Below are 21,643 nucleotides of genomic sequence, written 5' to 3' on the forward strand. Positions count from 1 at the left end.
GGCCGGGACCCCCCGGCCACGGCACGGCCGCCTCATGCGTCCCCATGTATCCCCGCACACCCCTTGACAGGGGATCGGGGATCACGCTTTCTTGAGTTCGTTGCGTATCACGGCACTGTTGTGTAGTGCGCAACGCGCAGAACAGGCCGGGTCGCCCGGCGACGGAACGGCTCTGATTCCCCTACATCCCGGAGTGGCGCCTCAGATGACTCGCAACGCACCTGTCGACGACCCCGGAGACGCCCGGCTGCGGGTCGGCCCTCCGAAGGAGTACGCCGCCGGCCTCCCCGCGGTCACCTCCTCGCTCCGGCACGCCGGTGAGCAGATGGGAGCCCGCCGGGGCCTGCTCACCCTCCTGCGGGTCAACCAGAAGGAGGGCTTCGACTGCCCCGGCTGTGCCTGGCCGGAGCCGGAGCACCGGCACGCCGCGGAGTTCTGCGAGAACGGGGCCAAGGCGGTGGCCGAGGAGGCCACGGTCCGCCGGGTGACCCCGGACTTCTTCGCCGAGCACACCCTGGAGGACCTGCTCCCCGCCAGCGACTACTGGCTCGGCCAGCAGGGCCGGCTGACCCACCCCATGTACCGCCCGGCAGGAGAGGACCGCTACCGGCCGATCTCCTGGGACGAGGCGTTCGCCGTGATCGCCCGTGAACTCGCCGCGCTCGACCACCCGGGCCAGGCCGCCTTCTACACCTCCGGCCGGGCGAGCAACGAGGCCGCGTTCCTGTACCAGCTGTTCGTCCGGATGCTCGGCACCAACAATCTTCCCGACTGCTCCAACATGTGCCACGAGTCCAGCGGTTCGGCGCTGACGGAGACCATCGGCATCGGCAAGGGCAGCGTCACCCTCGAAGACCTCCACGACGCCGATCTCATCCTCGTGGTCGGCCAGAACCCCGGCACCAACCATCCCCGGATGCTCTCCTCGCTGGAGACCGCCAAGCGCCGGGGCGCCCGGATCATCGCGGTCAACCCGCTTCCCGAGGCGGGGCTGCTGCGGTTCAAGAACCCCCAGCGGCCCTCCGGGGTCCTCGGCGGCGGCACCCGCCTGGCCGACCGGTTCCTCCAGATCAGGCTGGGCGGCGACCAGGCGCTGTTCCAGGCCTTCAACCGCATGCTGCTGGAGGCCGAGGACGAGGCCCCCGGCACCGTTCTGGACACCCCCTTCATCGACCGGTACACCCATGGCTTCCAGGAGTTCGCCGAGCACGCCCGCAAGGCGTCCTGGGACGAGATCCTGACCGCCACCGGCCTGCCCGAGGAGGAGATCCGGGCCGCGTTCGAGGAGGTGCGGGGCGCCGAGAAGATCGTCGTCTGCTGGGCGATGGGCCTGACCCAGCACCGCCACTCGGTGCCCACCATCCGGGACGTCGTCAACTTCCTCCTGCTGCGCGGCAACATCGGCCGCCCCGGCGCGGGCCTGTGCCCGGTGCGCGGCCACTCCAACGTGCAGGGCGACCGCACGATGGGCATCTACGAGAAGCCGGACGACGCCTTCCTGGACGCGCTCGGCGCCGAGTTCGCCTTCACGCCCCCGAGGCGGCACGGCCACGACGCGGTCGAGAGCATCCGTGCCATGCGCGACGGTGACGTACGGGTCTTCGTCGCGCTCGGCGGCAACTTCGTCGCCGCCGCCCCCGACACCGACCTCACCGAGCGGGCCCTGCGCAACTGCCGACTCACCGTGCAGATCTCCACCAAGCTCAACCGCTCGCACGTCATCGCCGGGGAGCAGGCGCTCATCCTCCCGTGCCTCGGCCGGACCGAGGCCGACCTGCGGCCCGCCGGGCCCCAGCAGGTCACCGTCGAGGACTCCATGGGCATGGTGCACCTCTCCCGAGGGCGTCTCGCCCCCGCCTCCGGGCAACTGCTCAGCGAGCCCGCGATCGTCAGCCGGATGGCACGGGCCGCGCTGGGCGAGGCGGGCTCCCATGTGCCCTGGGAGGAGTTCGAGAGGGACTACGACAGCATTCGCGACCGCATCGCCCGCGTGATCCCCGGCTTCCAGGACTTCAACCACCGGGTGCGCCGGCCGGGCGGATTCGCGCTGCCCCATCCGCCGCGCGACGAACGCCGGTTCACCACCGCCACGGGGCTGGCCAACTTCACCGCCAACCCGCTGGAGCGGCCGCATGTGCCGCCGGGCCGCCTGCTGCTCCAGACGCTCCGCTCCCACGACCAGTACAACACCACCGTCTACGGCCTGGACGACCGCTACCGCGGCATCCACCAGGGGCGCCGGGTCCTGTTCGTGCACCCCGACGACCTCGCCGACCGGGGCCTGGCCGACGGCGACCTCGTCGACATCGTCAGCGAGTACGACGACGGGGTGGAACGCAGGGCCCCGGCCTTCCGCGTGGTGCCCTACCCGACGCCCCGCGACTGCTGCGCCGCCTACTTCCCCGAGACCAACGTCCTGGTCCCCCTGGACTCCACGGCGGCGATCAGCAACACCCCCACCTCGAAGTCGATCGTCGTCCGCCTGGAACCGGTGCCCGCCGGCCCGCCCGCGGGGACCTGACGTCCGATGAGGGGAACAGGGCGGCTCCTCGCCCCGCTGGCCCGCTTCGACGGTCTGGTCGCCACCGACCTGCGGGACGTGACCGGCGATCCCGCGGCCCTGGAGTCCACCGGGTTCTGGGCCGTGGTCGCCGACTTCGAGGGCCGCCTGGTCTGCGCGCGCTTCGGGGACGTGCGCCGTGCGCCCGTGCCCGCGGTCCGGCCGGGCGCGTGGCACGGACCGGGCCCGCACGCGTGGACCTCCTCGCTCGACCGGGACGCCTACACCGCCGGGGTCCGCCGTATCCGTGCGCACATCGCGGCCGGAGAGGTCTACCAGGCCAACCTGTGCCGGATCCTGTCCGCTCCGCTGCCGGACCCCGACCGCGCGGACGTGGACGCGCTCACGGCCCTGCTGGCGCACGGCAACCCCGCCCCGTACGCCGGCACGGTCCGGCTGCCCGCGCACGGCGTCGAGATCGCCACCGCCTCGCCCGAGCTGTTCCTGCGCCGCACCGGCCGCACGGTGGAGTCCGGCCCCATCAAGGGCACCGGCCGTACCGTCGACGACCTGTCGGAGAAGGACCGGGCCGAGAACGTCATGATCGTGGACCTGGTCCGCAACGACCTGGGGCGCGTCTGTACGACCGGCAGCGTGACGGTCCCCGAGCTGTGCGCGGTGGAGCGGCACCCGGGTCTGGTGCACCTGGTGTCCACCGTGCGCGGGCGGCTCGCCGAGCACGCCGGATGGCCGGAGCTGCTCGACGGGACCTTCCCGCCCGGGTCCGTCACGGGCGCCCCCAAGGTCAGCGCGCTGCGCGTCATCGAGGCGCTGGAGACCGCGCCGCGAGGCCCGTACTGCGGTGGTGTCGGCTGGGTCGACGCCGATCGCGGCACGGGCCGACTGGCGGTGGGCATCCGTACGTTCTGGATCGACCGGACCGCCGCCAAAGGCCCCTGGCTGCGCTTCGGTACGGGGGCGGGCATCACCTGGGGCTCCGATCCCGAGCGGGAGTGGGCCGAGACCTGCCTGAAGGCGCGGCGACTGCTCGCGGTGGCGTCGGCCGGCGTCGGTCGCCGCGTGGAAGCGGCCGGCTGACGCCCCTGGGACCCGGTACGACTCGGGCGCTGCGACTCGTCGTGACGCGGACTTGCTGCGACTCGTCGTGACGTACCCCTTGACAGCCTCTCCGGGGCGCCAGATTGTTGTTGCCCATAGTGAATCCCAGTGCATTATTCGCAACTGGGTCTTGGTCGGATCCCGGTGGTGGTCGCCCCGGCGGCCGGCATGTCTCCCTTCTTGTCCCGCCCTGCCCCGCGACCGTCGTCCGCGGTGGGGCGTCCACCGCCGTCTGTGGAAGGAACGAGCTGATGAGCAGAGCCCGCGAACGGATCGGGAGCGCAGGCCCTCCTGTCGCCGAGGACGTACCGGGAGGCGGCGCGGCCGGTGGCCGCCCCCGCACCGACCTCGTGGTCTTCGGTGTGGCCGCGGCCCTCACCCTGGCCTTCGTCGTGTGGGGAGCAACGGCGACCGACGCGCTGGAGAGCGTGTCGGGGAAGCTGCTGGACGGGACGATCCGCAACGGTGGCTGGGCCTTCGTCCTCGCCGCCTCGGGCTTCGTGGTCTTCGCCCTCTGGCTCGCGATGAGCCGCTACGGGCGGATCACCCTCGGGAAGGAGGGGGAGCAGCCCGAGTTCCGCACCGTCTCGTGGATCGCCATGATGTTCAGCGCCGGCATGGGCATCGGTCTGATGTTCTACGGCGTGAGCGAGCCGCTCTCCCACTTCGTCACACCGCCGCCGGGCACCGACCCGGCCGACGCCAACCAGGCCATGGAGACCGCCATGGCCACGACCCTCTTCCACTGGACGCTCCACCCGTGGGCGATGTACGCGGTCGTGGGTCTCGCCATCGCCTACAGCACCTTCCGGCGCGGACGCCGCCAGCTGATCAGCGCGGTGTTCACTCCGTTGCTCGGTGAGAAGAGGGTGAACGGATGGCCCGGCCGGGCCATCGACATCCTCGCCATCTTCGCCACCCTCTTCGGCTCGGCGGCCTCCCTGGGGCTCGGCGCACTCCAGATCGGCAGCGGCTTCACCGGGCTCGGCTGGCTGGGGTCGGTCGGCACCGGACTGCTGGTCCTCGTGATCGCGGTGCTGACCGTGGCGTTCGTCGCCTCGGCGGTCTCGGGCATCGAGAAGGGCATCCAGTGGCTGTCCAACACCAACATGGTGCTGGCGGTGCTCCTCGCCCTCTTCGTGTTCCTCGTCGGCCCGACCATCTTCATCCTCGACCTGCTGCCCACCTCCGTCGGTGCCTTCTTCGGCGACCTCGCCCAGATGGCGGGCCGTACCGAGGCCTCGAGCGGCAAGGGTGTCGCCGACTGGCTGGCGGGCTGGACGGTCTTCTACTGGGCGTGGTGGATCTCCTGGACGCCCTTCGTCGGGATGTTCATCGCGCGCATCAGCCGCGGCCGCACCATCCGGCAGTTCGTCGGGGGCGTCATCCTGGTCCCCAGCAGTGTCAGCCTGCTCTGGTTCGCCGTCTTCGGCGGCTCGGCGATGCACCTCCAGGAGGCCGGCCGTCTCAACGACGCCGCCACCGCCCAGGGTCAGCTCTTCGACGTCCTCCAGCAGTACCCCCTGGCCACGGTGACGAGCATCGTCGTGATGGTGCTCGTCGGCATCTTCTTCGTCTCCGGCGCCGACGCCGCCTCCATCGTGATGGGGACACTGTCCCAGCGGGGCTCCCTCGAACCCTCCCGGGGCGTCGTGGTGTTCTGGGGCGTGCTGACCGGGGCGGTCGCCGCCGTCATGCTGCTCATCGGCGGCGGCAAGGGCGACGCCCTCGCCGGGCTGCAGAACCTCACCATCCTCGCGGCGGCCCCCTTCACCCTGGTGATGATCGGGTTGTGCGTCGCGCTCAACCGGGACCTGCGCCACGATCCGCTCATCATCCGCGGGCGCATGGGCAAGGAGGCCGTCGAGACGGCCGTCATCGCCGGACACGAGAGGTACGACGGGGACTTCGAACTCCGCATCGGCCCCGCCGCGTCCGCGGCCGGCCCGGAGGCCGAACAGTCCAGCCAGGACGAGGAGGCCGCGCCCTCCGCCGTCTGAGAACGCCGGGACCCGCCGCACGGCGGGGCCGTGGCACCGCCCCGCGCGGCCACGGCCCCGCCGGGCCCGCGCGGCCCCGACCGGCCTCATCCGCCCGCCCTCGCCCCGCGGTTGCCGCGAGCCGAGCAGGCGGGCTGCTGTTGTTCTATGTGCGCTGAGTTTTGGATACCGCAACGCCTGGCGGGACTCACAGGGCCCTCTGAATGCCTTGACAAGGGTTCTGGGCGACTCCAGACTGATGTTGCGCTTACCGCAAACCGTTTCGTTATACGCACCCGAGGTGTCATGATGATTCCCGCGTGCCGTCTCGCGGATCTTCCGCGAGGTGAGGCCTTCCGGCTCGACATCGACCCGCCGGTGTCGGTGTTCCACACCGACGACGGCGAGGTCTTCGCCATCGACGACACCTGCACCCACCAGGACGCCTCGCTCGCCGACGGCTGGTTGGAGGGCTGCGAGGTGGAATGCCCGCTGCATGCCTCCAAGTTCGACCTGCGCACCGGCGCGGTCGACTCCCCGCCGGCGAAGCTGCCGGTCCGGACGCACGAGGTCGTCGTCGAGGACGACATGATCTACGTCCGGCTCTCCACGGAGGCACCCAACCTGCCGCCCTGCATCTCGGCCCGCCTCGCCGGCGGTCCCGCGTGAGGACCGTCGCCGTGGTCGGCGCCTCCCTCGCCGGCCTGTCGGCGGCGCGCTCACTGCGCAAACAGGGCTTCGACGGACGGCTGGTCGTCATCGGGGACGAACTCCATCGCCCCTACGACCGGCCCCCGCTGTCCAAGGAGTTCCTGTCCGGCACCCTGGGCGAGGCCGAACTCGCCCTGGAGACGGAGGGCGAGGACCTGGCGGCGCAGTGGCTGCTCGGCACCCGCGCCACCGGGCTCGACCACACCGCGCGCACCGTCCGTCTCGCCGACGGACGGGAGGTGCGCGCCGACGGCTTCGTCATCGCCACCGGTGCCGTGGCGCGCACCCTGCCCGGCTCCGCGGGCCTCGCCGGGGTGCACACGCTGCGCACCCTGGACGACGCCCGCGCCCTGCGCGACGAACTGACCCGCGGCGGACGCCTGGTGGTGATCGGCGGCGGGTTCATCGGCGCCGAGGTCGCCTCCACCGCCTACGCCCTCGGTCTGGACGTCACCGTCGTGGAGGCGGCCCCGACCCCGCTCGCCGGACCGCTCGGCGCCACCATGGGCGCCGTCGTCTCCGGCCTGCACACCGACCACGGTGTGCGGCTGCTGTGCGGCGTGGGCGTCAAGGGGCTGAGCGGGGAGCACCGGATCGACGCCGTCCTGCTGGAGGACGGCCGGAGCGTCCCCGCCGACATCGTGGTCGTCGGCGTCGGGGCCCACCCCTGCGTCGAGTGGCTGGAGGGTTCCGGCATCGCCCTCGACAACGGCGTGAAGTGCGGTGCGGACGGCCGTACCAGCCTGGCCGGGGTCGTCGCGGTCGGCGACTGCGCCAACTGGTACGACCCCAGGGCCGGTCACCACCGCCGGGTGGAACACTGGACCGGCGCGCGCGAACGCCCGGAGGCCGCCGTCGCCACCCTGCTGGCGGGCGGCGCGGTCGAGCCCGGCGTGCCCCGGCCGCCGTACTTCTGGTCCGACCAGTACGGCGTCCGCATCCAGTTCGCCGGCCACGCTGCCGAGGCCGACAGCATCACCGTCGAGGCGGGCGCGGCGGACGACCGCGACGTCCTCGCCGTCTACCGGCGCGACGGCCGGCCGGTCGCCGTGCTCGGGATGAACCAGCCGCGGCTGTTCATGCGGGCGCGCAAGCAGCTGGCCGCCGCCACGTCTTGACAGCACCCCGGCGTCACCCCATGCTGCGGTTGCCCACAGCGCGCAGCGTTGCTCCATGTACAACGCCGTCCGGAGTCGTCCTCCCGGCGTCCGAATGACCCCTCCGCGACGTTCACCGAGGAGTGACCCGTGACCTCGACCAGCCTGCCCGACAGCCTGATCGCCACTCTTCCCGGCTCCTCCTACACCGATCCGGCGGTCTTCGCCCAGGAGCAGGAGCACATATTCGAGACCATGTGGTTCTGTGTCGCCCGGGCTTCCGAGCTGGCGAAGCCGGGTGCCTTCCGCACCGTCGAGGTGGGCCGCGAGAGCATCCTCGTCACCCGGGCCCGGGACAACTCGATCCGCGCGTACTTCAACGTCTGCCGGCACCGTGGGGCCAAGCTCTGCACCGAGGAGTCGGGCGAGGTCAAGCGGGCCTTCCAGTGTCCTTACCACGCCTGGACGTACGACCTGAACGGCAAGCTGGTCGCCGCGCCCAACCTCACCAAGATGCCCGACGTGGGCCGGACCGAGTACGGCCTGGTGAGTGTCGCCGTACGGGAGTGGCTCGGCTATGTGTGGGTCTGCCTCGCGGAGAACCCGCCCTCCTTCGAGGAGGAGGTCATGGGTGAGGTCGTCACCCGTCTCGGTGACGTGGAGTCGATCGAGCGGTACGACATCGACAACCTGTCGGTGGGGCGCCGGATCACGTACGACGTGAAGGCGAACTGGAAGCTCATCATCGAGAACTTCATGGAGTGCTACCACTGCGCCACGATCCATCCGGAACTGACCGAGGTGCTGCCGGAGTTCGCGGACGGGTACGCCGCGCAGTACTACGTGGGCCACGGCGCCGAGTTCGGTGACGACGTGCAGGGGTTCACGGTCGACGGTTCCGAGGGCCTGGACCGTATCCCGGGAGTGGCCGAGGACCAGGACCGCCGTTACTACGCGATCACCGTCCGGCCGCAGGTGTTCATCAACCTCGTCCCCGACCACGTGATCTTCCACCGCATGTACCCGGTCGCGGCGGACCGCACGATCGTCGAGTGCGACTGGCTCTATCTGCCGCACGTCGTGGAGAGCGGCAAGGACGTCAGCCGGTCCGTGGAACTCTTCGACCGGGTCAACCTCCAGGACTTCGAGGCCTGCGAGCGGACCCAGCCCGGCATGAGCTCACGCCTGTACGCCAAGGGCGGTGTGCTGGTGCCCAGCGAGCACCACATCGGCGCCTTCCACGACTGGGTGAACGAGCGTCTCGGTATCACGCAGGGGTGAGTCAGCCCAGGAAACCCATGCGGTGACTGATCTCGGCGGCGCCCTTGACCAGGACCGGGGACAGTTCGTGCAGTCGCTCCTCGGTGAACCGGTAGGAGGGTCCGGAGGCGCTGAGCGCGGCGATGACCTCGCCGTCCCGGTTGCGCACCGGCGCGGCCATGGCGTGCAGGCCGATCTCCAACTCCTCCAGGGTGAAGGCGTAACCCCGCTCCCGGGCGGCGACGAGGTTCTTCTCCAGCTTCGTCTTCGCGGTGATGGTGTGCGGGGTGACCTTCTTCATACCCGCGTTCGTCAGCAGCGTGGCGCGCTCCTTGGCCGGCAGATGGGCCAGCAGGATCTTGCCGCTCGACGTGGCGTGCAGGGGGGTCAACTGGCCCACCCAGTTGTGCGCGGTGACCGCCCCGGGGCCGCGCACCTGGTACAGGTTGATCGCGTACTGCTCCTGCATCACGGCGATGTTGACGGTCTCGCCGATCTCCTCGGCCAGCCGCTCGCACACGGGGCGGCCCTGCTGGGTGATGTCGATACGGCCCGTGACCGCGCCGGCCAGACGCACGATGCCGAAGCCGAGCCGGTACTTGCCGCGCTCGCCGGCCTGCTCGACCAGGCCGCGCGCCTCCAGGGCTCCGAGGAGGCGGAAGGCCGTGGACTTGTGCACCTCGATCTCGCCCGCCACCTCGCTGACACCGGCTTCGCCGCGCTGCGCGAGGATCTCCAGGACGCTGATGGCGCGGTCCACCGACTGCACGCCGCCTGCTGGTGAATTCGACGTTTCTGTGTCAAGGCTGTAGTTGCTCACAGTGAAACTATACGCGCAGTAAACAACACAGTTGCAAGTAACCGCCCCGAAACGAAGTTCCTCAAGTTGCGCCGTTCGCAACCTGGTGCGTATAGCGCGACCGGGTCTAGCATGCCACGCATATCTACGGCGCGAGTGAGACGAGGCACCATGGCTCCTGTGCAGTACGACTTCGTGATCGTCGGTGGTGGATCCGCGGGCAGTGCACTGGCAAACAGGCTGTCCGCCGACCCGGCGAACCGGGTCCTGGTCCTGGAAGCGGGCCGGTCGGACTTCCCGTGGGACGTCTTCATCCACATGCCCGCGGCGCTGACCTACCCCATCGGCAGCCGCTTCTACGACTGGAAGTACGAGTCCGAGCCCGAGCCCCACATGAACGGCCGGCGCGTCTACCACGCGCGCGGCAAGGTCCTGGGCGGCTCCAGCAGCATCAACGGCATGATCTTCCAGCGCGGCAACCCCATGGACTACGAGCGCTGGGCCGCCGACGCGGGCATGGAGACCTGGGACTACGCCCACTGTCTGCCGTACTTCCGGCGTATGGAGAACTGCCTCGAGGCCGACCCCGACGACGAGTTCCGCGGCCACGACGGGCCCCTGGTCCTGGAGCGCGGCCCGGCGACGAACCCCCTCTTCGGTGCCTTCCTCAAGGCCACCGAGGAGGCGGGCTACGCCCCCACCGACGACGTGAACGGCTTCCGACAGGAAGGCTTCGCCAAGTTCGACCGCAACGTCCACCGCGGCCGCCGGCTCTCGGCCTCGAAGGCGTATCTGAAGCCCGTCCGGAAGCGGCCCAACCTCACGGTCACCACCCGCGCCCTCGTCACCCGGGTCCTCTTCGAGGGCAAGAAGGCCGTCGGCGTCGAGTACCGGCGCGGCAAGGGCGCCCCGAAGCAGGTCCGCGCCAAGGAGGTCATCCTCTGCGGCGGCGCGATCAACTCGCCGCAGCTGCTCCAGCTCTCCGGCGTGGGCAACGCCGAGGAACTCCGGGCGCTGGGCATCGACGTCGTCCACGACCTCCCGGGCGTCGGCGAGAACATGCAGGACCACCTGGAGGTCTACATCCAGTACGCCTGCGAGAAGCCCGTCTCCATGCAGCCGTACCTGGCGAAGTGGCGTGCCCCCTTCATCGGGTTGCAGTGGCTGTTCCGCAAGGGCCCCGCCGCCACCAACCACTTCGAGGCCGGCGGGTTCGCCCGCAGCAACGAGGACGTCGACTACCCCAACCTGATGTTCCACTTCCTGCCGATCGCGGTCCGCTACGACGGCTCCGTCCCGGCGGGCGGGCACGGCTACCAGGTGCACGTCGGGCCCATGTACTCCGACGCCATCGGCTCGGTGAAGATCAAGAGCCGGGACCCGCGGGAGCACCCCGCCCTGCGCTTCAACTACCTCTCCACCGAACAGGACCGCCGCGAGTGGGTCGAGGCGATCCGGGTGGCCCGCAAGCTCCTCAACCAGCCCGCGCTCGCCCCCTACAACGGCGGGGAGATCTCCCCCGGACCCTCCGTCGAGACGGACGAGGAGATCCTCGCCTGGGTCGCCAAGGACGGCGAGACCGCTCTGCACCCCTCCTGCACCTGCAAGATGGGCACCGACGAGATGTCCGTCGTGGACCCCACCAGCATGCGCGTGCACGGCGTGGACGGACTGCGGGTGGTGGACGCCTCCGTCATGCCCTACGTCACCAACGGCAACATCTACGCGCCGGTGATGATGATCGCGGAGAAGGCCGCAGACCTGATCCTCGGCAAGGAGCCGCTGGCCCCGTCGAAGGCCGCGTACTACCGTCACCGTGACGTCCAGGCGCGGGCGGAGTAGGCGTTGGCCGCCGCAGGGCTGCAAGCACTGCTGAACACGGTCCGCTACGAGGTGCTGCCGGCGAGAGCCACCGAGGAGAAGGTCCTCGCCCATGTCCCGCGCGACGTCGTCGTCACCGTGACGGCGTCGCCGGTCAAGGGCCTGGAGCCGACCCTCGACCTCGCCGGCCGGCTGGCCGCGCACGGGTACCGCACGGTCCCGCACGTCCCCGCCCGGCTCCTGCGGGACGACCTGCACCTGAAGGAGGTCGTGGACCGGCTGCGCGAGGCGGGCGTGGACGACGTGTTCGTCCCGGCGGGTGACGCCGACCCGCCGGCCGGACCCTACGAGGGGGCGCTGCCGGTGCTGCGCCGGCTGGGCGAGCTGGGCGGACCGTTCGCCCGGGTCGGGGTCACCGGCTATCCCGAGAGCCATCCGCTCATCCACGACGACATCACCGTCCAGGCGATGTGGGACAAGCGCGAGCACGCCACGTACGTCGTGAGCAACCTCTGCTTCGACCCGCGGGTGCTGGGGGAGTGGCTGGCGCGCGTCAGGCGCCGGGACGTGACCCTGCCGGTCCACGTGGGCGTCGCCGGGCCCGTCCAGCGGGCGAAGCTGCTGGCCATGGCGACGAAGATCGGGGTGGGGGAGTCGACCCGCTTCCTGACCAGACACGCGTCGTGGTTCGTCCGCTTCGCCGCGCCCGGCGGCTACTCGCCCGAGAAACTGCTCACGCGCACGGAGAAGGCCCTCGCCGACCCCGCGTCCGGGGTGGCGGGGCTGCACCTGTTCACCTTCAACCAGATCGCGGAGACGGAGCGCTGGCGGCGGTCCCTGCTGGACCGGCTGGAGGGCTGAGCGCGCCCCCTCACGCGGTACGCCGAAGGCCGGTCCCCGGTCACCGAAAGCCGAAAGCCGAAAGCCGGACGGGCTCCCAGCCCGTCCGGCTTTCGTATACGGAGGCCCTACCGCTCAGCGGAAGACGACCGTGCGGTTTCCCTCCACCATCACCCGGTTCTCGCTGTGCCACTTCACGGCGTGCGCGAGCACCTGAGCCTCCACGTCCCGGCCGACCGTGACCAGTTCACCGGGGTCCAGCGAGTGGTCCACGCGGACCACGTCCTGCTCGATGATCTGGCCCTCGTCCAGGTCCGAGGTCACGTAGTGCGCCGTCGCGCCGACGAGCTTCACACCGCGGTCGTAGGCCTGGTCGTAGGGGCGTGCGCCCTTGAAGCTGGGCAGGAAGGAGTGGTGGATGTTGATGGCGCGGCCGTCCAGCTCCTTGCACAGGTCGTCGGAGAGGATCTGCATGTAGCGGGCCAGGACCACCAGGTCGATGTCCAGGTCACGGACGAGTTCGAGCAGCCGTGCCTCGGCCTCCGGCTTGGTGTCCCGGGTCACCGGCACGTGGTGGAACGGGACGTCGTACGTCTCCGCGAGCTTCTCGAACTCCCGGTGGTTGGAGACGATCGCGGGGATCTCGATGTTGAGCGCCCCCGCCCGCTGCCGGAACAGCAGGTCGTTGAGGCAGTGCCCGAACTTGGACACCATGATCAGGGTCCGGGTCGGTGTGGAGGCGTCACTGAGGGACCACGAGATCCCGTAGGCCTGGGCGACGGGGCCGAAGCGGTAGCGCAGGCCCTCCAGGTCCACGTTCGGGTCGGCGACGTCGAAGTGGACCCGCATGAAGAACCGGCCCTGGAGCCGGTCGTCGAACTGCTGGCTTTCCAGGATGTTTCCGGAGTTCCTGACGAGATAGCCGCTCACGGCGTGAACCAGCCCGGCGCTGTCGGGGCAGGAAAGGGTCAGGACGAACTCACGGCCAGGTTGCGGGCGGGGGAACCTCATGGACACGGCGGGCCTCCGTCGGTGCGTATTGCACAACAAGGTGAGCGATACGCAACATGGTCGGCTCGGTGCCGCCTGTGGTCAAGGGTGGGAGGGTAAGTGACCACATGGCCAAATCGTCATCCGCCAACATCTTGACGTCCGTCTGACCAGCCGACAGGGTGTTCCATCACAAGCAATCGGGTGCACGATGCGCAACGAATTTCAGTCGGAAGGCTCGGCGCGTGGCAGACCTGTATGTGAACGGCGAATGGCGGGCTCCGGTGGCCGGTGGTCACCGCGAGATCCGATGTCCCGCTGACGGCACGCTCACGGCGACCGTCTCGGAAGGAACGCGCCCCGACACCGAGGCGGCGATCGCCGCGGCCCGGGAGGCGTTCGACGCCGGCCCCTGGCCCGGGACTCCCGAGCGGGAGCGCGGCGCACTGCTGCTGCGCACCGCGGACATCATCGAGCGCGACACCAAGAACTTCGCCCGCGCGGAGTCGCTCGACACGGGCAAGCGGGTGGTGGAGAGCGAGTACGACATCGCCGACGTCGTCTCCTGCTTCCGCTACTACGGCGGTCTCGCGGGCACCGACGCAGGCCGGGTGATCGACACCGGCCGTGACGACGCGGTCAGCCGGGTCGTCTACGAGCCGGTCGGGGTGTGCGCACTGATCACCCCCTGGAACTACCCGCTCCTGCAGGCCAGTTGGAAGGTCGCACCGGCGCTCCTGGCCGGCAACACGATCGTCCTCAAGCCCAGCGAGCTGACCCCCTCCACCTCGATCCTGCTGATGAGGGCACTGGAGGAGGCCGGGCTGCCGGCCGGCGCCGCCAACCTGGTGCTGGGCGCCGGGCCCGAGGTGGGCGCCCCGCTCTCCGAGGACCCCCGCGTCGACCTGGTCTCCTTCACCGGCGGTCTGGACACCGGCCGGCGCATCATGGCCACCGCCGCCGCGACCGTGAAGAAGGTCGCGCTGGAACTGGGCGGCAAGAACCCCAACGTCGTCTTCGCCGACGCCGACTTCGAGACGGCCGTGGACTTCGCCCTCACCGCCGTCTTCCTGCACTCGGGCCAGGTCTGCTCGGCCGGGGCCCGGCTGATCGTCGAGGACTCCCTGCACGACCGCTTCGTCGACGAGGTCGTCCGCCGCGCCCGGCTCATCCGGCTCGGCGGGCCCTACGACACCGAGGCCGAGACCGGGGCCCTGATCTCCGCGCAGCACCGGGACAAGGTCGAGGCGTACGTCGCCGCCGGCCTCGCCGAGGGCGCCGTCCTGCGCTGCGGCGGCGCCCGCCCCGACGACCCCGCGCTGGCGGACGGCCACTACTACCTGCCCACCGTCCTCGACGAGTGCCGGCAGGACATGCGCGTGGTGCACGAGGAGTCCTTCGGGCCCGTGCTCACCGTGGAGCGCTTCACCGACGAGGACGACGCCGTACGCATCGCCAACGACACCGAGTACGGGTTGGCCGGTGCCGTGTGGACACAGGACGCCGGCAGGGCCCAGCGGGTCGCCCGGCGGCTGCGGCACGGCACCGTGTGGATCAACGACTACCACCCCTATGTGCCGCAAGCGGAATGGGGCGGTTTCGGGCACTCCGGTGTGGGCCGGGAGCTGGGACCGACCGGCCTGAACGAGTACCGAGAGCCCAAGCACATCTGGCAGAACATCCAACCCCGGCCGCAGCGCTGGTTCAGCGGCTGAACGCCGAAAGAAGGTCGAACATGACCACCCAGACCGAGGTGCCGCAGCGGCGCGGCACGCCCCAGGACTCGGGTCCCACCCCGGTCATCTCCGTGCGCAGCCTGTGGAAGGTGTTCGGGCCGAAGGCCGACCGGGTGCCGCAGTCCGAGGAGCTCTGCGGGCTCACCCGCCGGGAGCTGATGGACCGCACCGGCTGCACCGCCGCCGTGCGCGACGTGCACTTCGACGTCTCGCCCGGCGAGGTCTTCGTCGTCATGGGCCTGTCCGGCTCCGGCAAGTCCACGCTGGTGCGATGTCTGACCCGGCTCATCGAACCCACCGCGGGCGAGGTCGTCTTCGAGGGCGAGGACATCCGCCAGGCCGACGACAGGCGCCTGCGCGATCTGCGCCGCCGCAAGTTCTCCATGGTCTTCCAGCACTTCGGACTGCTGCCGCACCGCCGGGTCGTCGACAACGTGGCCTTCGGGCTGGAGATCCGCGGCATGGGCCGGGCCGAGCGCACCAGGCGGGCCCAGGAGGTCGTCGAACTGGTCGGCCTCGCCGGCTACGAGAAGTCCTACCCCGACCAGCTCTCCGGCGGCATGCAGCAGCGTGTGGGACTGGCCCGCGCGCTGGCCGGCGACCCGGACGTGCTCTTCTTCGACGAGCCGTTCTCCGCCCTCGACCCGCTGATCCGCCGTGACATGCAGAACGAGGTCATCCGGCTGCACCACGAGGTCGGCAAGACCATGGTCTTCATCACCCACGACCTCTCCGAGGCCCTCAAGCTGGGCGACCGCATCCTGATCATGCGCGACGGCAAGATGGTCCAGTGCGGCACCGGCGACGAGTTGGTGGGGGCCCCGGCCGACGACTACGTACGCGAGTTCGTCAAGGACGTACCGCGCGGCGATGTGCTCACCCTGCGGTGGATCATGCGGCCGCTGGAGGACGGCGACGCCCTGGACGGCCCCGAGCTGGGTCCGGACGTGGTGGTCAAGGAGGCCACCCGCGCCGTGCTGGCGGCCGACAAGCCCGTCAAGGTCGTCGAGAACGGCAAACTGCTCGGCATCGTCGGCGACGAGGAGATCCTCGCCGTGGTCGCCGGACAGGAAGGCGGCGCCTGATGACCGTCGTCGTGGAGAAGACCGAGCCGCCGGGGAGACCGGAGAAGACCCGGCCCGCCGAGGAGCCCGCGCCGGCCGCGGAACCCCGCAGGATCAGCCGCTCCATGGTGCTCGGCGCGATCCTGGTGGTCTGGCTGGTGCTGTTCGCCGTCCTGCGCGGCAGACAGACCCTCGCGCTCGGCGCGGCGGACCTGACCGATCTGCACCGGTGGTTCAACGAGGTCAACGACTCGATCGGCGCGAACCGCAACTCCAACCCCCTGTTCCTGTACTTCTTCAACGAGATCCGCCTGGTCGTCGACACCCTGGTGACCTTCGTGCAGGAGCTGATCTCCCAGCCCTCCGTCGGCCGGCCCCTTCCGCAGATCGGCTGGCTCGGCGTCGTCGGCATCGCGGGGTACCTCTCCTGGGCCTTCGGCAACTGGCGGGTCGCGCTGCTGGCGGTGGCCGGGTTCACCTTCCTCGGCCTGCAGGGCCTGTGGCAGGAGAGCATGGACACCCTGGCGCTCACCGTCTCCGCGGTGTTCGTGGCGCTGCTGTTCGCGATCCCGCTGGGGGTGTGGGCGGGGCTGTCCGACCGGGTCAACCGGATCATCACGCCCCTGCTGGACTTCATGCAGACGATGCCGACCTTCGTCTACCTGGCCCCGCTGACCCTGTTCTTCCTCATCGGCGGAGCCTCCGCGACCATCGCCACGGTGGTCTACGCGGCGCCGCCGGCCATCCGGATCACCGCGCACGCCATCCGGACCGTGCCGGAGACGACGGTGGAGGCGGCCGACTCGCTCGGGGCGACCCGCCGGCAGGCCCTGCTGAAGGTCCTGCTGCCGATGTCCAAGCGGACCGTGGTGATGGGCGTCAACCAGACCATCATGGCCGCCCTGGCCATGGTGACCATCGCGGCCCTGATCGACGCTCCCGGCCTCGGCAAGACCGTCGTCCAGGCGCTCCAGTCGCTCGACGTGGGCACGGCCTTCAACGCCGGTCTGTCCATCGTCGTCATGGCGATCGTCCTGGACCGGGTCACGACCGCGGCGAGCGCGCGGGAGGAGGAGGAGCGGCGCTCCAAGAACCGGTTCCTCGCCTGGCGGCGGCCGCTGCTCGGCGCGGGTGCGGTCCTCACGGCCGTCCTGGTCTTCATGTCGCACACCTATGTGTGGGCGGCCGAGTTCCCCGGTGAGGGCGGTCTCGGCAGCTCCATAGCGAGCGCGGCGGACACCACGACGACCTGGGTGCAGGACAACCTGTCCGGTGTCACCAACACCGTCCGCGACCTCATCACCAACGGGCTGCTCAACCCGTTCCAGTCACTGCTCACGGACTCCCCGTGGTGGCTGGTCGGGGCCGTGCTCGTCGCGCTCGGCGTGGTCCTCGGCGGCCGTCGGGCCGGCATCACCACGGTGGTGTGCGTGGGGCTGCTGGTGGCCACCGGGATGTGGTCCGACAGCATGACGACGCTGGCCTCGACCGTGGTGGCCACCCTGCTCGTGATGCTGCTCGGCATCGGCTTCGGCGTCTGGATGGGCCGCAGCCGGCTGGTGGACCGCATGCTGCGGCCGAGTCTGGACGCGGCACAGGTCATGCCGCCGTTCGTCTATCTGGTGCCGTTCCTCGCGCTGTTCGGCGCGACCCGCTTCACGGCGATCGTCGCCGCGATCGTCTACGCGGCGCCCGTCGCCATGAAGATCATCGCGGACGGGGTGCGGAACGTGCCCGCGACGACCGTGGAGGCGGCTACCTCCGCCGGGTGCAACACCTGGCAGATCATCACCAAGGTCCAGCTGCCGATGGCGCGCGGTGCCCTGACTCTCGCCACGAACCAGGGTCTGATCTACGTGCTGTCGATGGTTGTGGTGGGCGGCCTGGTAGGTGCCGGCGCCCTCGGCTACGACGTCGTGGCCGGTTTCTCGCAGGGCCAACTGTTCGGGAAGGGGCTCGCCGCAGGGCTCGCCATCGTCCTTCTCGGAGTCATGTTCGACCGCATCACTCAGGCCGCGGCGCGGCGAACCAGCGCATGAAGGAGCAAGTCACCATGGCAAGGCAAGCAAGACGATGGAGAGTCGGCGCGGCCGGCATCGCGGTTCTCGGCCTCACCCTCACCGCCTGCGGCGGTGCGAAGGTCGGTGACGAGTCCTCCGACGAGGGCGGCTCGGGCAGCTCCGCCAAGTGCGGCACCTTCAACCTCGCGGTCAACCCGTGGGTCGGCTACGAGGCCAACGCGGCGGTCATCGCCTACGTCGCGCAGAACGACCTCGGCTGCAAGGTCACCAAGAAGGACCTGAAGGAGGAGATCGCCTGGCAGGGCTTCGGGACCGGTGAGGTGGACGCGGTCGTCGAGAACTGGGGCCACGACGACCTGAAGAAGAAGTACATCACCGACCAGAAGACCGCCGTGGACGCGGGTGCCACCGGCAACGAGGGCCTGATCGGCTGGTACGTGCCGCCGTGGCTGGCCAAGGCGCACCCGGACATCACCGACTGGAAGAACCTGAACAAGTACGCGGCGAAGTTCAAGACCTCCGAGTCCGGCGGCAAGGGCCAGCTCCTCGACGGCGACCCGTCGTTCGTCACCAACGACGAGGCGCTGGTCAAGAACCTGAAGCTGGACTACAAGGTCGTGTACGCGGGCAGCGAGACGGCCCTCATCCAGACCTTCCGCAAGGCGGAGAAGAACAAGGAATGGGTGATCGGCTACTTCTACGAGCCCCAGTGGTTCATGTCCGAGGTCCCGCTGGTGAAGGTCAAGCTGCCCGACTACAAGCAGGGCTGCGACGCCGACGCCGAGAAGGTCGCCTGCGACTACCCGGTCTACACGCTGGACAAGATCGTGGCCAAGAAGTTCGCCGAGTCGGGCAGCCCCGCCTATGACCTGGTGAAGAACTTCAGCTGGACCAACGACGACCAGAACATCGTCGCCAAGTACATCGCGGTGGACAAGATGACGCCCGAGGCCGCGGCGAAGAAGTGGGTCGACGCCAACCGCGTCAAGGTGGACGCCTGGCTCAAGTAGGACCGCGCACCGGACGCGGGAATCCGGTCGGACCATGCCCGGTGGGCGGCGCGCGCGGAATGCGTGCCGCCCACCGGGCATCGCCGTGTCCGGGCCCTTTTCGCCCCCTGTTTTCCGAGGTCCCGGGACCCTTGACACCCACCTGCGCGGAAGGCACATTGAGTTGCGCAACCTGAACCGCGTTGCGTAAACAGCAACTCGATCGGCTCGACCGATCAACAGACCGGAGGTGCGGCGATGGCGGGACCCCGAGTGGTCATCATCGGAGCGGGAGTCGTGGGAGCGGCTCTCGCGGACGAGATCTCCGCGCGAGGCTGGACCGAGGTGACCGTGGTCGACCAGGGCCCGCTCCCCGCCACCGGGGGCTCCACGTCCCACGCCCCGGGCCTGGTCTTCCAGACGAACTCCTCCAAGACGATGACCGAACTGGCCCGGTACACCGTCGAGAAGTTCTGCTCCCTCGACGTGGACGGCAAGCCCTGCTTCCTCCAGGTCGGCGGCCTCGAAGTGGCCACCACCCCCGAGCGCCTGACCGAACTGCGCCGCCGGCACGGCTGGATCACCGCCTGGGGCATCGAGGCCCGCCTGCTCACCGCGGACGAATGCCTCGAACAGCACCCCCTGGTCAACCCCGACAAGGTCCTCGGCGGCCTCCTGGTTCCCACCGACGGACTCGCCAAGGCCGTCCTCGCCGTCGAGGCGCAGATCCGCCGGGCCACCGAGCGCGGCGTGACCTTCCTGGCCCGCCACGAGGTCCTCGACGTCCTGAAGGCCGACGGCGAGGTCACCGGAGTCCTGACCGACCAGGGCGAGATCCCGGCCGACATCGTCGTGTGCTGCGCCGGCATCTGGGGCCCGAAGATCGCCCGCATGGTCGGCATGAACCTCCCGCTGACCCCGCTGGCCCACCAGCTCGCCTGGACCGGACCGATCCCGGCCCTCGCCGGCCAGACCGAGGAGGCGATCCGGCCGATCCTGCGCCACCAGGACGCCGACCTCTACTACCGCGACCGCTTCGACGGCATCGGCATCGGCTACTACGGCCACCGCCCGATGCCCATCACGGCCGACGAGATCCTCTCCGTGGACGAGGCCGCCGACATGCCGTCGGTCCTGAAGTTCACCGAGGACGACTTCGCCGACGCCTGGACCGAGACCCAGGCCCTGCTTCCCTCCACCAAGGAGGCGAAGATCGAGGAGGGCATCAACGGCCTGTTCTCCTTCACCACCGACAACTTCCCGCTGCTCGGCGAGTCGAAGGACGTCAAGGGCTTCTGGGTCGCCGAGGCGGTCTGGGTCACCCACTCCGCCGGCGTCGGCCGGGCCATGGCCGAATGGCTGGTCGACGGCTACTGCTCCTCCTTCGACCTGCACGAGTGCGACGTCAACCGCTTCGAACCGCACCAGCTCTCCCCGGAGTACGTCCTGGCCCGCGACTGCCAGAACTTCGTCGAGGTCTACGACATCCTCCACCCCCTCCAGCCCTCCGGGGACCCCCGCCCGATCCGCACCAGCCCCTTCCACGCCCGCCAGCAGGAGCACGGCGCCTTCTTCCTGGAGGCGAACGGCTGGGAGCGCCCGCAGTGGTACGAGGCCAACGCCGGCCTCGTCGAGGGCCGCTCCATCCCCACCCCGGGCGACTGGGCCGCACGGTTCTGGTCCCCGATCGTCGGCGCCGAGGCCCAGGCCACCCGCGAGACCGTAGCCATGTACGACATGACGGCCCTCAAGCGCCTGGAGGTGAGCGGCCCCGGCGCCGCCGACCTCCTGGAGCGCCTGTGCACCGGCAAGGTCGCCAAGTCCGTCGGCTCGGTCACCTACACCCTCTTCCTCGACCACGACGGCGGCATCCGCAGCGACGTCACCGTCGCCCGGCTCGCCCACGACACCTTCCAGATCGGCGCCAACGGCAACCTCGACCTGGACTGGATCACCCGCCACCTCCCCGCCGACGGCACCGTCCAGGTCCGCGACATCACCCCCGGTACCTGCTGCATCGGCCTGTGGGGCCCGCTGGCCCGCAAGGTCCTCCAGCCCCTCACCGACGCCGACTTCTCGGGCGACGGCCTGAAGTACTTCCGCGCCAAGCACGCCTACATCGGCTCGGTGCCCGTCACCGCGATGCGCCTGAGCTACGTCGGCGAACTCGGCTGGGAGATCTACACCACCGCCGACCAGGGCCAGAAGCTCTGGGACACGCTCTGGGAGGCGGCGAGGCCGCTCGGCGGCGTCATCGCCGGACGCGGCGCCTTCAACAGCCTCCGCCTGGAGAAGGGCTACCGCTCCTTCGGCACCGACATGACCTACGAGCACGACCCCTACGAGGCCGGCGTCGGCTTCGCCGTCAAGCTCGACAAGGACGACTTCATCGGCAAGGACGCGCTGCTGCGCCGCAAGGAGAACGTCCGGCGCAAGCTGACCTGCCTCGTCATCGACGACCCCCGGTCGGTCGTCCTCGGCAAGGAACCCGTCCTCGACGGGGACCGGCCGGTCGGCTACGTCACCAGCGCCGCCTACGGCTACACCATCGGCAAGGGCATCGCCTACGCCTGGCTCCCCACGGAACTCACGGAACCCGGGACCGTGCTGCACATCGGCTACTTCGACCAGCGCGTCGAGGCCGTCGTCACCGAGGAGCCCCTGTTCGACCCCACCATGTCCCGCCTCCGTGGCTGACACCCGCCACGACCGCAGAG

The 21,643-nt window shown here is 70.1% G+C and carries 15 protein-coding genes; 13 read left to right on the top strand and 2 right to left on the bottom strand.

Annotated features, from left to right (window positions below):
- The first annotated feature begins 205 nt into the window (after positions 1-205).
- The 6 genes from ACFU5F_RS35375 to ACFU5F_RS35400 all read left to right on the top strand — a co-directional run bounded on the left by ACFU5F_RS35375 (position 206) and on the right by ACFU5F_RS35400 (position 8,687).
- Positions 206-2,521, top strand: a complete 2,316-nt coding sequence (locus tag ACFU5F_RS35375; protein ID WP_383896472.1) for an FdhF/YdeP family oxidoreductase — start codon at positions 206-208, stop codon at positions 2,519-2,521.
- Positions 2,522-2,527: 6 nt separating this feature from the next.
- Positions 2,528-3,598: a chorismate-binding protein gene (locus ACFU5F_RS35380; RefSeq protein ID WP_383896475.1), complete on the top strand. Its 1,071-nt coding sequence runs from the start codon at positions 2,528-2,530 to the stop codon at positions 3,596-3,598.
- 272 nt (positions 3,599-3,870) lie between these two features.
- Positions 3,871-5,619, top strand: coding sequence for a BCCT family transporter (locus tag ACFU5F_RS35385; protein ID WP_383896477.1), 1,749 nt, complete (start codon positions 3,871-3,873; stop codon positions 5,617-5,619).
- Positions 5,620-5,904: 285 nt separating this feature from the next.
- Entirely contained in the window at positions 5,905-6,267 is a 363-nt protein-coding gene (locus ACFU5F_RS35390; protein WP_275454724.1) for a bifunctional 3-phenylpropionate/cinnamic acid dioxygenase ferredoxin subunit, read from the top strand.
- Positions 6,264-7,427, top strand: coding sequence for an NAD(P)/FAD-dependent oxidoreductase (locus ACFU5F_RS35395; RefSeq protein ID WP_383896480.1), 1,164 nt, complete (start codon positions 6,264-6,266; stop codon positions 7,425-7,427). Before ACFU5F_RS35390 ends, ACFU5F_RS35395 begins: the two co-directional genes overlap by 4 nt.
- A 129-nt stretch (positions 7,428-7,556) precedes the next feature.
- A complete protein-coding gene (locus ACFU5F_RS35400) occupies positions 7,557-8,687 on the top strand; it encodes an aromatic ring-hydroxylating dioxygenase subunit alpha (RefSeq protein WP_383896483.1) in 1,131 nt (376 codons plus the stop codon).
- 1 nt (position 8,688) lies between these two features.
- On the opposite strand, the gene ACFU5F_RS35405 is transcribed toward ACFU5F_RS35400, so the two are convergent.
- A complete protein-coding gene (locus ACFU5F_RS35405; RefSeq protein ID WP_383896524.1) occupies positions 8,689-9,435 on the bottom strand; it encodes an IclR family transcriptional regulator in 747 nt (248 codons plus the stop codon).
- A 201-nt stretch (positions 9,436-9,636) separates the two neighbouring features.
- On the opposite strand from ACFU5F_RS35405, the gene betA reads away from it, so the two are divergent.
- Both betA and ACFU5F_RS35415 read left to right on the top strand, forming a co-directional pair.
- Positions 9,637-11,307: a choline dehydrogenase gene (betA, locus tag ACFU5F_RS35410; protein WP_383896486.1), complete on the top strand. Its 1,671-nt coding sequence runs from the start codon at positions 9,637-9,639 to the stop codon at positions 11,305-11,307.
- 3 nt (positions 11,308-11,310) lie between these two features.
- Positions 11,311-12,147 carry a 5,10-methylenetetrahydrofolate reductase gene (locus tag ACFU5F_RS35415; protein WP_383896488.1) on the top strand — a complete coding sequence of 279 codons (837 nt, stop codon included), beginning with the start codon at positions 11,311-11,313 and terminating at the stop codon, positions 12,145-12,147.
- A 114-nt stretch (positions 12,148-12,261) separates the two neighbouring features.
- Here ACFU5F_RS35415 and purU read toward each other — a convergent pair whose 3' ends face one another.
- Positions 12,262-13,137, bottom strand: a complete 876-nt coding sequence (gene purU / locus ACFU5F_RS35420) for a formyltetrahydrofolate deformylase (protein WP_383896527.1) — start codon at positions 13,135-13,137, stop codon at positions 12,262-12,264.
- Positions 13,138-13,361: 224 nt separating this feature from the next.
- Between purU and ACFU5F_RS35425 the strand changes: the two genes are divergently transcribed.
- The 5 genes from ACFU5F_RS35425 to ACFU5F_RS35445 all read left to right on the top strand — a co-directional run bounded on the left by ACFU5F_RS35425 (position 13,362) and on the right by ACFU5F_RS35445 (position 21,623).
- Positions 13,362-14,831 (top strand): aldehyde dehydrogenase family protein, encoded by a 1,470-nt coding sequence (locus ACFU5F_RS35425; protein ID WP_383896491.1) that lies wholly within the window; start codon positions 13,362-13,364, stop codon positions 14,829-14,831.
- A 20-nt stretch (positions 14,832-14,851) separates the two neighbouring features.
- The gene (locus ACFU5F_RS35430) at positions 14,852-15,937 is read left to right on the top strand and encodes a glycine betaine/L-proline ABC transporter ATP-binding protein (protein ID WP_383896493.1); all 1,086 of its coding nucleotides are present in this window, start codon (positions 14,852-14,854) and stop codon (positions 15,935-15,937) included.
- The gene (locus ACFU5F_RS35435; protein WP_383896495.1) at positions 15,937-17,955 is read left to right on the top strand and encodes an ABC transporter permease; all 2,019 of its coding nucleotides are present in this window, start codon (positions 15,937-15,939) and stop codon (positions 17,953-17,955) included. Before ACFU5F_RS35430 ends, ACFU5F_RS35435 begins: the two co-directional genes overlap by 1 nt.
- 14 nt (positions 17,956-17,969) lie before the next feature.
- Complete coding sequence (locus tag ACFU5F_RS35440; protein WP_383896497.1) at positions 17,970-18,947, top strand: ABC transporter substrate-binding protein; 978 nt, start codon at positions 17,970-17,972, stop codon at positions 18,945-18,947.
- Positions 18,948-19,184: 237 nt separating this feature from the next.
- Entirely contained in the window at positions 19,185-21,623 is a 2,439-nt protein-coding gene (locus tag ACFU5F_RS35445; RefSeq protein WP_383896499.1) for an FAD-dependent oxidoreductase, read from the top strand.
- Positions 21,624-21,643: the final 20 nt, after the last annotated feature.

This window comes from Streptomyces sp. NPDC057438, from assembly GCF_042802995.1.
Lineage (GTDB): Bacteria > Actinomycetota > Actinomycetes > Streptomycetales > Streptomycetaceae > Streptomyces.

Excerpts from the sequence above, each read along its gene's own strand:
- ACFU5F_RS35375 (WP_383896472.1), top strand. The coding sequence starts at position 206 with ATGACTCGCAACGCACCTGTCGACGACCCCGGAGACGCCCGGCTGCGG.
- ACFU5F_RS35380 (WP_383896475.1), top strand. The coding sequence starts at position 2,528 with ATGAGGGGAACAGGGCGGCTCCTCGCCCCGCTGGCCCGCTTCGACGGT.
- ACFU5F_RS35385 (WP_383896477.1), top strand. The coding sequence starts at position 3,871 with ATGAGCAGAGCCCGCGAACGGATCGGGAGCGCAGGCCCTCCTGTCGCC.
- ACFU5F_RS35390 (WP_275454724.1), top strand. The coding sequence starts at position 5,905 with ATGATGATTCCCGCGTGCCGTCTCGCGGATCTTCCGCGAGGTGAGGCC.
- betA (WP_383896486.1), top strand. The coding sequence starts at position 9,637 with ATGGCTCCTGTGCAGTACGACTTCGTGATCGTCGGTGGTGGATCCGCG.
- purU (WP_383896527.1), bottom strand. The coding sequence starts at position 13,137 with ATGAGGTTCCCCCGCCCGCAACCTGGCCGTGAGTTCGTCCTGACCCTT.
- ACFU5F_RS35430 (WP_383896493.1), top strand. The coding sequence starts at position 14,852 with ATGACCACCCAGACCGAGGTGCCGCAGCGGCGCGGCACGCCCCAGGAC.
- ACFU5F_RS35435 (WP_383896495.1), top strand. The coding sequence starts at position 15,937 with ATGACCGTCGTCGTGGAGAAGACCGAGCCGCCGGGGAGACCGGAGAAG.
- ACFU5F_RS35440 (WP_383896497.1), top strand. The coding sequence starts at position 17,970 with ATGGCAAGGCAAGCAAGACGATGGAGAGTCGGCGCGGCCGGCATCGCG.
- ACFU5F_RS35445 (WP_383896499.1), top strand. The coding sequence starts at position 19,185 with ATGGCGGGACCCCGAGTGGTCATCATCGGAGCGGGAGTCGTGGGAGCG.